Here is a 12,349-nt window from a genome sequence, read left to right on the forward strand (position 1 = left end):
AACTGTCAACTGTCAATTGTTAACTGTCAATTCTGTCTAATAAAATATGCCTCTCCCTGGTCATCATTGGAGACCAAGGAGAGGCATCATTGAAGACCAGAAAGAGGCTTCATATATAGTTTAAGCTAGCAGAAAACCATGAGCTGCGGGCAGAAAAACTATGAGTTGTGGGCAGAAAAACTATGAGTTGGATTGTTTAACATAAAGCTCTAAAGCAGCCAAAGGAGAATAAGAGAGGTTGGAACGTAAACAGTTGGGAATGAGTAGATTTGCACAAAGTTGCCAAATCGGCATAAAGCAAGCGAGTGAGGAATATTGAAGTAGTTCAGTTACTAAATCGTGAGCCACAGTTACCTATGCAAAGCAGGTAACAATACGGAAAGGCAACTTTGTGCATCAACGGATTTTATTGCACTGATTCTCAATGATTTGCGTATCAAGGAGCGCTTACAAAATGATTATATTTGCACACTCAAAATGTAAGCGTTATGAAAATCGAAAAATTCAAGGTGTTGCTCTACCTAAAAAAGAGCGGATTGGACAAGAATGGAAAAGCTCCCATCATGGGACGCATCACGGTGAACAGGACTATGGCGCAGTTCTCCTGCAAGTTGTCTTGCACTCCATCGCTTTGGAATCCTCGTGCCAGCCGATTGGAGGGCAAGAGCAAGGAAGCCGTGGAGACCAACAAGGACATCGAGCAGTTGTTGCTTTCCATCCAAAAGGCTTTCGATGTGCTTGTGGAAAAGAGAACGGACTTCGAGGCTAAGGATGTCAAGGAGGCCTTGCAGGGCAGCGTCAAGACACAGACCACCCTTCTCTCCTTCGTGGACGAGCATATCAGTGAACTCAGCACCCATGAGGGCATCGATATGTCGAAGAGCAGTGTCTGGACTTACAGAAAGATTCGCAAGAATCTCGCTGAGTTCATCGGGGAGAAGTATAGGTTGACTGATTTGGCTTTCGGACAGCTGACCGAGCCTTTCATCAGTGACTTTCACCATTACTTGCTTGATGAGAAAGGCTTTTCATCAGGAACCATCACCATCTATGTGTCGCTCTTCAAGAAGATGTGCCGCATTGCCTTTGAGCGAGGCTTGTGCAAGAACCTGCTGTTCGCCCATTATCGGGTTGGCACTCCAAAGGTTACGACCCCCAAGGCTCTCAGCATGTCTGATTTCATAAAAATCCGTGATGTGGAACTGCCCGAAGACAAGCCGAGACTATCCGTTAGCCGTGACCTGTTTCTTTTCGCCTGCTATGCAGGAACAGCCTTCATAGACACCGTTTCCATCACGAAAGCCAATGTCAGGGTGTTGGAGGATGGCGACAAATGGCTCATCTATAACCGCAAGAAGACCGGAACACTTGCCAGGGTGAAACTCCTGCCCGAGGCGTTGGAGCTGATGGCGAAATACGAGGACGGGGCAAGAGATACCCTTTTCCCATTGCTGAGCACGAATCGTGTTCGTATCGACCTCATCACCATCTGCAAGTTGGCGGAAACGAGCAAGACCTATTCCTACCATTCGGGACGACACTCGTTCGCCAGCCTCATTACGCTGGAGGCAGGTGTGCCGATGGAGACCATCTGCAAGATGCTCGGTCACAAGGATGTGAAGATGACGCAGCGGTATGCGAGAGTAACCCAAAAGAAGCTGTTTGAGGACATGGACAAGTTCATCGCTGCAACCGAGAAGGACTTTATTCTCGCATTATGAACAAGGCTTTCAACTTTTCTTTTTACAGTTCAACTACATTATTATATTATAAGGACAACAACTATGAGCAGAAGTACATTTTCAATTTTGCCTTACATCAACAGACAGAAGGTGAAGGCAGACGGAACAGCCAACATACTTTGCCGCATCACCGTTGACGGCAAAAGTGCAGCCATTTCCACAGGCATATCCTGTACCCCACAGGAGTGGAACGCCAAGAAGGGAGAGGTACGGAACGCAAGGGACAACGGACGATTGGCAAGTTTCCTTGCTGAGGTCAAGGATAAATACAACTCACTTCTTACCACCAATGGCATCATCACCGTGGAAATGCTGAAGGCTGTGTTGAAGGACAAGGACACGACAGGAAGGTTCTTGCTGAACTTTGGTGATACCATCGTGGAATGGTATCGAACCTCAAAAGCCAGACAAACCTTTCTGCACAAGCGAACATGGCAGAAGAACCTGAGAGCCTTTGTCCATTCGTTGGAGAAGGACGACATCGCCTTTGAGGACATAGACGAGAATTTCGGAGAGGAATACAAGCTATTCCTGAAACGAGACCAGGGACGCATCGACAGCTACGTGAACCATTGCCTTCTCTGGCTGAACATGTTGATGTACAAGGCAGTGGACAGGAGCATTATCCGCTTCAATCCCATAGCCAAGATAGGGTATGAGAAGAAGGCAGCCCCGAAGATGACCCATATCAGCAAGGCAGACTTCGTCAAGATGCTCTCTACCCCGATGGCTGACGAGCGAACAGAGCTTGCACGCAGATGTTTCATTTTTGCCTCGCTCACCTCCTTATCCTATATAGATGTAAAGAAACTGTACCCTCACCATATCAGTGAGAACTCCGATGGCAGGAAGTTCATCCGCAAGGAAAGAGAGAAGACAGGCGTGGAGTTCTTCGTGCCACTCCATCCGATAGCCGAGAAGATTCTTTCGCTCTACAATACCACGGACGACAGCAAGCCTGTTTTTCCACTGGGTGAGAAGAAAGACATCTATCTTGATGTGCATACCCTTGGAATGGTGCTTGGCATAAGTAATAAGTTGGGATTCCACGCAAGCCGCCATACATTCGGAGTCTTGATGCTCAACGAGGACATTCCCATCGGCAGCATAGCCAAGATGATGGGACACGCAGACATCACAAGCACACAGGTCTATGCGCAGGTGACGGAGCAGAAGATTTCAAATGACATGGATAAGCTTATTGCCAAGCGAGAAAGGAACAGATTGTCGAACGAAAAAACTATTGGAAAATGAACAGAGGAGTTATAACTATCAGCGAGAGCGGAACGGTATCCATGCCGACCGATACAGTATGGATGACCTTGCAGGAGATTGCCGACATGTATAATGTGTTCGGCTGCTATGTGCGCAAGGCTGTCAAGGCTGTATTCAAGGATGGCATTCTGAATGAGCAGGGTGTACGCCGTCATATCAGGAAGAACGACCGCATCAGCTATGATGTGTATAGCCTTGAACTCGTCATTGCGGTAGCCTTCCGTATTGACAGCATTGAGAGCCGAGCCTTTCGTGAGTTCATCATGCAAGCCATCATCAAAAAGCAGACCAACCGCCCGAAGTTGGTCTGCCTGTGGTCGAAGAATATAATGGTGTAGCAATTACATTTTTCATCAATGACCTCTATTCTTAGAAAACTAATGTGTTAAAATTTTATAAAGGTTTTAAATTCATTTGCTTTATTCAATTTATTTCTCTAAAATTGCAGTGTCAAACAAATAATGAACTAAAATGAGACTTTTGGATTTTTATATAATATGGAGAGGAGATATGCTATTTGCAACAGTTGTTCCTATAGCATATTTCCTATTGTACCTAAAAAACAAACAAGTGACATTTGTCTTTTTGAAATTTGTAATGGCATTTGTGATATGTTTGTACTGGGCAACATACGCTTGTACTTTTTTTTATTCATATTATGATGTTATAGGATGGTTTAAAATACTTATAATACCTGTTTTTTCCATTTATAGTGGATTTGTACTTCACCTTTTAAAATCGAAGAAGAAAAAGGTGTTTTTTCTTATCTCCATAGTCTATATAATATTTTGGTGCATGTTAATATTTTGGCATTGCATGAGTAGTATGTAATGCAAAAGAATGAAGAGAGATGATTCCTAATTGTATAGGAATCCTTCAAGCAACGTTCCTTGGAGGCTTTGCGCCTCCAGCCACTTGGGCGAACCACCGCAGTGTGTTTTAGCATGGTATTAGATTTTATACAGACCATACGGAGAACACCCGGCAAACACGACCAACTCGGTATAGCCAATAAAATGAGGCGACAACCTATAACAACCACGCTCGGTAAGTTATACGTTGTCGCCTTGTTCATTTCACCCCACTCATCAAGGACATGTATTTCTTCTACAAGCCCTTCATTCTGTACGCCTCACGATAGTTAGCCATCAGAATCTTCTGAATGTCGGACTCGCGGTAGAGTATCTTTCCGCCAAGCTGGATATACGGGATGACACCGTTGTTTCGGTAGTCCTGCAGGGTTCTTCGGCTCAGTTGCAGCCTGGCACAAAGCTCCTTGTCCGTCATGAAGCGCTCACCGTCAAGCATGGGGCGGTAGTTCATCACGGCACGTTCAAAATTGTCAACCATTCGGTTGAGGTGGTTCACGATGTGGTTCATCCACTCGCTGTTTCTTGTCATTACTTCATTGCTCATAGTTGTCTCGTTTTATTGTTGATACTTACGTTACTCGGTTTACTTGCTGCTTTGGATTAAGTGGCTGTTGTATATGACAGCCTAACCTGTGCGCTTGCGAAAGCGCATGTCCTTTTTCCTGTCCTCCACTACTGCTACGATAGCCATCACGTCCTCCGGCTTGTAGTAGGTCTTGTGGCTGATTTGCGTATAAGCCAAAGTTCCGTTGTCCCGAAGCGTCTGCACTGTCCGTGGGCAGATGTTGAGCGTCTGACACACGTCCTGCGTGTCGAGCCACTTGTTCATGGTCTTGTCCTCACTGCGCTCACGGATTCTGTCCATGCGCTTCACGAAGTTCTCCAACTGGGCATCAAGATAGTTGAATGCCTCTTCCTCGAATACGATGAATCCCATACTTTTCTTTTTTCTAAGTTAATACTATGTTATATGTCGCAAAGCTCCACGCATATGCTGTGCTCCACGCTTGTGAGTGCAAAGATAAGGCACGGCAATCTAAAAACAAGCGTTTTCAATTTCTGTGGCAGTATGTTGCCGGGGTTTGCCGACTTCAACGCCAAAAACAACAAGAAAAACTTGCACGACTGCAACGAATACATGAACAATGATGAGTTGAGAAATACGTTGAAGTTCTCACAACTATCTCGGTATGCAAATAAGCAAGCCACAACTAAATTGCCACGTTACACCCAATCAGTTGCATGGCTGCACTCAGTACACTTACTTTGCACCCGACAATCGGTCAATGGTGCAAACCGTGACCACTATACTAACAAATAAAACAGCATAAGCTATGGCAAGAACAAAAGATGCAGTCTTGGCTCCTGAGCAAAAGGAGCTGATGGAAAAAGAGTATTTGGATTTTGTTAAACCATCTACGTATGGCAACAAAGCCAATCCAAGTAGTTGTAATTCTCTCTATGATGATGTAGAGAACCCAGAGTTGAGAGCAATTGTAGAGAAAGTTGCTGCAACAACTCCCTATAGAGAGGAAACATCAACGAACGAGGCTCAATCGCCACCGAATCCGCTGAAGCGCATCAGTGGCAAGCAGCGCAAGGCGACATTGGAGGAGTATCAGCAGACCTTCCTCCAAGTTCCAAGGATTGACGACCGCAAGCCGGTCTTCGTCAGTTCCGATGTACGAGACCGTCTTGATCGTGTCGTCCGCATCCTCGGAGGAAGGCGCATGAGCGTATCGGGCATCATCGAGAACATCGTGCGCCACCACCTAAGCCTTTATGAAGAGGACTTCGAGGCTTGGCGCAAATTGTGAGAATTAAGGTCTGCGACCTTGGACGTGGATAGCTGAAAGGCTGTAATTCCAACTAACGTGTTCTGAGAGGGAGCGAGGTTATGTTTTGGGAACCCCAAAACGCCTCGCTCCACCATGAGGGCGGAGATTTTTTGCTCCCAACGGTCGCAGAAAGTAAGTGTACCAACTGTAAACAGTATATCGAATGACAAGCATACATGAACAGGACAAGAAAAAGGGCGGAAGACCGCCCACAGGCAGGGTTCGCAAGTTGTCGAAGTCTGTCACGGTGAAGTTCTCGAAGCCAAGCTACGAGGCATTGAGACTGAGGGCGAGAAAAGCCAACCGCAAATTGGCGGAGTACATTCGTGAGTCCGCCTTGAACGGCGAGGTGGTCAGCGGACACAACGCTGAGACGATAGCCATCGCTAAGAATCTCATAGGCATGGCGAACAACCTCAACCAACTTACCAAGCTGTCGCATCAGAGAGGTTTCCACGAAACCCATGTGTATGTGGTGGACTTGTTGAGAAGATTGAAATCCATCCTTGGCGAGTATCGCCAAGCAAGTTATAAACCGAAGCCATGCGGAATAGGCAGAAAGGAGGATGCCACATGATAGGCAAGCTAAAGAAGGGCAGCTCATTTGCTGGTTGCATCCGCTATGTTACAGGCAAGGACGAGGCGAAAATCCTTGCCTCTGATGGTGTGTTACTCGGCACGAATGCCGAGATGATGCAAAGTTTCGAGCTACAAAGGCAACTAAATCCAAGGATTAAGAAGCCTGTGGGGCACATAGCTTTGAGCTTCAAGCCCGAGGACAAGCCACGTTTGACGGATGAATTCATGGCTAAGATAGCCCTTGAATACATGCAGATGATGGGGATAAAAGATACTCAATTCATCATCGTAAGGCATCACAACACCGACAATCCACATTGTCATATCGTGTATAACCGCATCAATAACGAGGGCAAGCTCATATCAGACAGGAATGATTACAGGCGTAATGAGCAAGTGACCAAGGCTCTTAAATCCAAGTATGGATTTACCTACGGAACGGACAAGAGCAATACTAATACTCGCAAGTTACGCAATGCGGAGCGTGCCAAATATGAGATTCACAATGCAGTCAAAGATGCATTGGAAGTCGCAGATAGTTGGCAGAAGTTCAAGAATGAACTTGCAAAACGAGGTGTTCTCTTGGAGTTAGGCTATAAGGACAAGGAGCGAACCAAGGTGCAAGGCATCCGATTCTGCAAGGATGGATATAGCTTCAAAGGTACGCAGATTAGCCGAGGCTATAGCTTTGGCAAGCTGAATGCGAGATTTGAGGGTACGGAGAATCAAGTATCAGCAAGAGACAACTCTGCTCGACAATATGAGCAAGGTTGTCGCAAGGACGAGCATTTGCCATCCATGTCGGAAAGCAGCCAAGACCCTTGGAACGGCATTTCTTCCATTGGGCTTTTTGCTTCTGCCAACGCACAGACCTTTGAGCCATTCCCAGAGGATGAATCAGCCAAGAAGAAAAAGAAGAAACGCAGAAAGGGCTTTAGCCTTTGATGCAAGTTACAAACCATTCAAACAAGAAAAGAAAAATGAAAGAAGAAATGTTAGAAGCCATCTACGGCACTGTTGAGAGATTGGAGCAGAAAGTCGATGAACTTTCTGCCTCACCAAAGAATGCAGGAACGGAAACCGTTCCTGCAAGTACTGACATAACCAAGTTGGAGAAATCAATCATTGCTATGTTTGGCAAGGAGGAGGAAGTCATTGGTAAATTATCCAAATTAAGAGATGCCATTGTTGTTTTCGCTGACCTTATCAAGATTGAACATGGCAAAAATGAGCAGCGAAACAGGTTCTTGGTTGATGCTGTCAAGCAGATGAGACAAGAGAATGATGTTTCCTCGAAGGCATTGCAAGACAAACTTGAAGTGATGAACAATTCACCTCAGAAGAAACTTGTCACCCATCGCTTCGAGCCTACATCAAAGTATGTTCTTCTTTTCATTGGCGGCTTGGCTCTATCTCTCGTTCTCTCCATTTGGGGCAACCTCACCCAATGGCGAGAGCATCAAGATTGGGAGGAGGCAGATTTGAAATATAGGGCATTGAAAATGGTTCTTCCATCTGATGACCCGAATATTCGCTACATCGAAAAGCATTTCAATGTGCAACGAGATGAAGATGTGATATACAAGCTCAGAACCAGAGTTGATGTTTATGAAGATTCTGTCTATCAACACCATAAAATGATTGAGGTAGCATCATATAAAGATAGTATAGCAAGACAACTTATTGATGAATCAAATAGGATAAAAATGCAGATAAACAGTAAGAAAAGTAAATGAAAACGTTATTTTTGTATTATTATGCAAAGTGTAAGCACGTATAACATTGTTTAATGTAATTTAAATACCCTCCTAAAATTATGCTGTTTCAAAAAGTATTTATACCTTTGCATTCGGAATACAAAAAGAGGCAAATAATTGCAGTTTGCTTTTGTTTTGGTGCAATTGTTCCAAAAACCTTTGCGCAAGGTTGATACAGCCCCGTCTGGGTAAAAAGGCGTATACTTTCCAAGAAACGTTAGATTCCAAGATTTAAAACATTATTAGTTTTTTTTAAAGAAAGGAAACAGACAATGAAAAGAGATTTTAAGTTTGAAACCCTTAATGGAGAATCTTTGTCCAATGTAAAAGGAGGAAGCGAGGCAACAAAACACACCCATATGTCACAGTCAACGGATCATGCGTGTGGAAGTCATGGTTGCCAATCTTCGTCAGGGTTGCTCATCAATAGAGGATAGTCTTATAGTCAAATAGAAATAGAATGAGAAAATAAATCCTTTAGGCATTGGACATGGAAGCATAAATTTTTCTCAAACCAATTCTGATTGACTATAGAAAAGTTGCGAATCAGATTGTATAACAACTTTCTAAAATGTATAATGGGTGTGCTACTAATGCTTTAGCACACCCTTAATATATAAACAAAAATGACAAGTGTTTACAAAAAAAAAGATTTGAAAGAATTTGATTTAAATAATCAAATATACATATTAGACCCACTAGATTTGGAATTGTATCATATATATTCTCCATTAGATATAGAGCGTTTATATGAAAGTGTCATTATGCCTAAAAGAAATAGTGTAAAAATATCTTCAAGTTATAACTTTGATAAATCAAGTAGAAAAATAGATGTTGTTAGTTTGGACATTTCTCACGGATGTACTTTGAAATGTTCTTATTGTTATTTGTCAGCAGGGTATCATAAAAAAGAGATGATGTCTAAAGAGCGCTTTTTAGAGATACTAAAATTCCTTGCTAAAAATAATTCTAGTAATGTTACATTTTATTTTGCAGGAGAGGGAGAGCCAACTTTAAATTTCAATTTGTTAAAACAAATTCCAAAGCTATGCAAGGAATTCGGATTTGAAAATAGTCATTTTGAAATAACGACAAATGGCACATTATTGTCTTCTTCTGTTATTAAATTTTTTGAAGAGGAAAAATTTACTGTAGCTATTAGTCTTGATGGAGATAAGGAAAATGATAGCAAACGAGTATTTCTAAATAACACACCAAGTTTTCCTTTAGTCATCAAAAATATTCTTACCCTGAAGAAAACTAGAATAAAATTTGCGTGTAAAGCAACAATTATGCCAGAGAATAAGAATATCGTACAGATGTTCACTTTTTTTGAAGATAACGAAATTCCTTTCTATCATGGGTTCGCTACAAGAGCATTTAATGACAGTTATTTACCTCAAATAGAAGATGTAAATAATAATCTTAAGCAACAATTTAGTCTTTTAGTTGATTATTATGTATCTAGGATAAAGAACAATAAGTATGTTTACGCTCGCAAACTTATAGAAGACATAAGAAGAATCCAATGTAAGACAACGAGCTATACTGGATGTAGTGCTGGGATCAATTCCTTTTATTTCAATCTAAAAGGAGATATTTATGTTTGTTCTAGTCATAATAGTTGTAAAGAATTATGTATTGGAAATATTCATAATGGTATTGATTACGAGAAAATAGACAAACATAATTTTTACCCAAAAGAAGTTGACAGGTATGAAAAATGCAAAGATTGTTGGCTAAGACATCTTTGCTCTGGTTCATGTATTGCAGCAAAATGGCTTGAATCTAAGGATACGACTATACCATCAGCATATCATTGTGCATTAAACAAGGTGTATTGGGAAGCAATTATTAGAATTTTCATACAGATACAACCATATATTAAGAATAATGTAAACTTTGAAGGTTAGCTATGAATAAAATATTATTTTTCATAATTACGATGCTTTTTGCTAATTTGTCAATAGATGCGCAGTCTTACAAAATCTATGGCCATGTGTATTTTCATGACAAATCGCAACCACTTTCGTATGCATCTATCAAAAATTGTAATACTCAACAAGTCGTATTATCAGATTCCGTTGGATATTTTGAAATCCAAGTGAACAAAAATGACAGCCTTACTTGCAGTTATATTGGGTATGCAGATAAAGTTGCATCCATCTCGGATGAAAAAACAATAGATTTTTGCCTAGATGACAATGTACAAAATCTTAATGAAGTTGAAGTAATTGGTAGAAGAAAGGCTATCCAAATGTCACATGGTGGTTTTATTATCAACATGGATGTGATTAATAAAAATGGGAAATTGTTTTCTGACATATTGCCACAAATACCCTTGATTAACATTAAAGGTAGTATCATATCTATGGTAGGTAAAAATGAAGTCCTTGTTTTTTTGAATAATCACCAACTTTATTTAAAAGGTGATGAATTAATAGCTTATTTGAATTCTTTAGGAGCAGAAAACATTCAAAAAATTCAAGTACTATCAACTCCACCAGCAAAATATGAAGCCAACGAGAATATTGGCATTTTAAAAATTGAAACACTGAAAAAAATAAACCCAGGATTACAAGCTAATTTACTGGGGAAAGGGAGTATTGCCCACTATTTATCTTATGGTGCTTCTGCAAAAATTCTCTATTCAGGTAAAAAGTTTAGTGTAGAGACCGCGGTATTAGGTAGTTGCGAAAAACTATTCACGCATAGTCAATATAGTAATATGTTTAAAAATTATATAATATCTACAAATTGTCCTAAAAAAAACGAGGATGATTTTGCTAGAATATTAACAAATTTAAATTTAACTTTAGGCCAACATGATAATATATCAACAATGTTACAGTTGCCGTTACTTAGTAAAATTAATAATCGAGACATTGCTAATGATACGAAATATTTTTCTATAAACAATATACAGGAAGATTCCATAATGTCATCTAAAGGATATGGAAAGTCAGCTAATTATCAAACGAATTTAGAAATAAATTATGCTCATTCTTTCAATGACAAATCTAATCTCAATATAACACTTGGCTACATTAACAGCTATGAAAGAAACCATAGGAATTGGCTTTCACTTACAAAAACGGCATTAACAACATTAGATGAAAATTTTTATAGTGCAGGTCACCAAAAGAATGATATATATACTTTCAAAATGGATTTCGACAATTCGTTTAAGAATTGGAAATTTAGTGAAGGATATAAATTCTCTTATATCAACACAAAGTCATATAATGAAGAGGATGAAAAATTGGTTTATTCTACTTCACACAACTTGTTTGGATATAGAGAAGCCAACAATGCTTTATATGTAAATGCAGAGAGTTCAATAAAGTCAATTCAACTAAGTTTGGGCTTGAGAGCAGAATATACTTATACAAAAGGACTCTCTTATACTTTAAACACTATCAATAACAACCATTATTTAAGGGTATTTCCTGTTGTAGGTATAGAATACTTAATAAATAATAGTAATACTATAAGTATTGATTATTCTGGAAGAATTAAGAGACCCAATTTCCAACTATTAGACCCTTTTAGATGGTATACAAGTAAATATGATTACTCAGAGGGAAATCCATTCATGAAACCGTCTTATATACATAATGTAAGCTTGTCTTATATGTGCAACAATTCATTTTATACAAAAATGTATTTTACTAAGACCAACAAAGATTTTGGGAAAATGGTATTCTTGGATTCAGAAAATATTCAAAATCAAGTAGAACGAGCAGGAAACTTCTTTGACATATCTACTTTTGGGATTGATGTCGAATATAATTTTCAGTTGGGTTCTTGGTTAGAAACTAATTTGACTGGAGATATTACATATTCAAGCTATATTTCAAATCAGACATCCTTTAAGAATGTAAAAGGTTGGGGAAGTGATTTTTCGTTGAACAATTCATTTTTTTTAAGTAAAAGATTGACTGGCTTTTTGTACATTGAAGATGACATACCTGGATATTATAATTATAGAAAGGCAAAAAATGCCTTTCTATTAAACTTAGGGCTGTCGTATACAAACAAAAATAAGACTATGATTGTTAGCATTAAAGCTGAAGATTTATTCAAAACATCGAATCCAAAATACTCTTATTATTCCAATGGGATTAAACAGAAGTTTAACAACTATTATGATAGTCAACATTTGGAAATAACTTTAATTAAAAAAATTGGAAATGTTTTTAACAAAGCAAAGCCAACTTTTCAGTCATCAAATTCTGAAGAAAGAAATCGCTTATAAACTCTTAGAGAAAAATAGTGCGGTAATG

Annotated in this window: 11 protein-coding genes; 9 read left to right on the plus strand and 2 right to left on the minus strand. The window is 40.0% G+C overall.

What is annotated here, in order from left to right:
- Positions 1-488: 488 nt before the first annotated feature.
- The 3 genes from V8Z93_RS05825 (at position 489) to V8Z93_RS05835 (ending at position 3,355) form a co-directional block, all read left to right on the plus strand.
- Positions 489-1,721: a phage integrase SAM-like domain-containing protein gene (locus V8Z93_RS05825; protein WP_439432667.1), complete on the plus strand. Its 1,233-nt coding sequence runs from the start codon at positions 489-491 to the stop codon at positions 1,719-1,721.
- A gap of 63 nt (positions 1,722-1,784) precedes the next feature.
- Complete coding sequence (locus V8Z93_RS05830; protein WP_439432668.1) at positions 1,785-2,996, plus strand: tyrosine-type recombinase/integrase; 1,212 nt, start codon at positions 1,785-1,787, stop codon at positions 2,994-2,996.
- Positions 2,993-3,355, plus strand: coding sequence for a hypothetical protein (locus tag V8Z93_RS05835; RefSeq protein WP_439432669.1), 363 nt, complete (start codon positions 2,993-2,995; stop codon positions 3,353-3,355). Before V8Z93_RS05830 ends, V8Z93_RS05835 begins: the two co-directional genes overlap by 4 nt.
- Before the next feature lie 769 nt (positions 3,356-4,124).
- On the opposite strand, the gene V8Z93_RS05840 is transcribed toward V8Z93_RS05835, so the two are convergent.
- Together V8Z93_RS05840 and V8Z93_RS05845 are read right to left on the minus strand one after the other, a co-directional pair.
- The gene (locus V8Z93_RS05840) at positions 4,125-4,433 is read right to left on the minus strand and encodes a helix-turn-helix domain-containing protein (RefSeq protein ID WP_025066990.1); all 309 of its coding nucleotides are present in this window, start codon (positions 4,431-4,433) and stop codon (positions 4,125-4,127) included.
- An 81-nt stretch (positions 4,434-4,514) separates the two neighbouring features.
- Positions 4,515-4,826 carry a helix-turn-helix domain-containing protein gene (locus tag V8Z93_RS05845; protein WP_008628599.1) on the minus strand — a complete coding sequence of 104 codons (312 nt, stop codon included), beginning with the start codon at positions 4,824-4,826 and terminating at the stop codon, positions 4,515-4,517.
- Positions 4,827-5,223: 397 nt separating this feature from the next.
- Between V8Z93_RS05845 and V8Z93_RS05850 the strand changes: the two genes are divergently transcribed.
- The 6 genes from V8Z93_RS05850 to V8Z93_RS05875 all read left to right on the plus strand — a co-directional run bounded on the left by V8Z93_RS05850 (position 5,224) and on the right by V8Z93_RS05875 (position 12,321).
- The gene (locus V8Z93_RS05850) at positions 5,224-5,706 is read left to right on the plus strand and encodes a DUF3408 domain-containing protein (protein ID WP_317576570.1); all 483 of its coding nucleotides are present in this window, start codon (positions 5,224-5,226) and stop codon (positions 5,704-5,706) included.
- 184 nt (positions 5,707-5,890) lie between these two features.
- Positions 5,891-6,304: a plasmid mobilization protein gene (locus V8Z93_RS05855; RefSeq protein ID WP_215682764.1), complete on the plus strand. Its 414-nt coding sequence runs from the start codon at positions 5,891-5,893 to the stop codon at positions 6,302-6,304.
- Positions 6,301-7,251 carry a relaxase/mobilization nuclease domain-containing protein gene (locus tag V8Z93_RS05860; protein WP_317511128.1) on the plus strand — a complete coding sequence of 317 codons (951 nt, stop codon included), beginning with the start codon at positions 6,301-6,303 and terminating at the stop codon, positions 7,249-7,251. The genes V8Z93_RS05855 and V8Z93_RS05860 overlap by 4 nt, the downstream gene beginning before the upstream one ends.
- A gap of 35 nt (positions 7,252-7,286) precedes the next feature.
- Positions 7,287-8,042 (plus strand): hypothetical protein, encoded by a 756-nt coding sequence (locus tag V8Z93_RS05865; protein ID WP_317511127.1) that lies wholly within the window; start codon positions 7,287-7,289, stop codon positions 8,040-8,042.
- 647 nt (positions 8,043-8,689) lie between these two features.
- Positions 8,690-9,976: a radical SAM/SPASM domain-containing protein gene (locus tag V8Z93_RS05870; protein WP_317511126.1), complete on the plus strand. Its 1,287-nt coding sequence runs from the start codon at positions 8,690-8,692 to the stop codon at positions 9,974-9,976.
- A gap of 2 nt (positions 9,977-9,978) precedes the next feature.
- Positions 9,979-12,321 (plus strand): outer membrane beta-barrel family protein, encoded by a 2,343-nt coding sequence (locus V8Z93_RS05875; protein ID WP_317511125.1) that lies wholly within the window; start codon positions 9,979-9,981, stop codon positions 12,319-12,321.
- The last annotated feature ends 28 nt before the right edge of the window (positions 12,322-12,349 follow it).

The organism is Segatella copri (assembly GCF_051861805.1).
In the GTDB taxonomy this organism is placed as follows: Bacteria; Bacteroidota; Bacteroidia; order Bacteroidales; family Bacteroidaceae; genus Prevotella; species Prevotella copri_M.

Excerpts from the sequence above, each read along its gene's own strand:
- V8Z93_RS05870 (WP_317511126.1), top strand. The coding sequence starts at position 8,690 with ATGACAAGTGTTTACAAAAAAAAAGATTTGAAAGAATTTGATTTAAAT.
- V8Z93_RS05865 (WP_317511127.1), top strand. The coding sequence starts at position 7,287 with ATGAAAGAAGAAATGTTAGAAGCCATCTACGGCACTGTTGAGAGATTG.
- V8Z93_RS05875 (WP_317511125.1), top strand. The coding sequence starts at position 9,979 with ATGAATAAAATATTATTTTTCATAATTACGATGCTTTTTGCTAATTTG.
- V8Z93_RS05830 (WP_439432668.1), top strand. The coding sequence starts at position 1,785 with ATGAGCAGAAGTACATTTTCAATTTTGCCTTACATCAACAGACAGAAG.
- V8Z93_RS05860 (WP_317511128.1), top strand. The coding sequence starts at position 6,301 with ATGATAGGCAAGCTAAAGAAGGGCAGCTCATTTGCTGGTTGCATCCGC.
- V8Z93_RS05845 (WP_008628599.1), bottom strand. The coding sequence starts at position 4,826 with ATGGGATTCATCGTATTCGAGGAAGAGGCATTCAACTATCTTGATGCC.
- V8Z93_RS05850 (WP_317576570.1), top strand. The coding sequence starts at position 5,224 with ATGGCAAGAACAAAAGATGCAGTCTTGGCTCCTGAGCAAAAGGAGCTG.
- V8Z93_RS05835 (WP_439432669.1), top strand. The coding sequence starts at position 2,993 with ATGAACAGAGGAGTTATAACTATCAGCGAGAGCGGAACGGTATCCATG.
- V8Z93_RS05825 (WP_439432667.1), top strand. The coding sequence starts at position 489 with ATGAAAATCGAAAAATTCAAGGTGTTGCTCTACCTAAAAAAGAGCGGA.
- V8Z93_RS05840 (WP_025066990.1), bottom strand. The coding sequence starts at position 4,433 with ATGAGCAATGAAGTAATGACAAGAAACAGCGAGTGGATGAACCACATC.
- V8Z93_RS05855 (WP_215682764.1), top strand. The coding sequence starts at position 5,891 with ATGACAAGCATACATGAACAGGACAAGAAAAAGGGCGGAAGACCGCCC.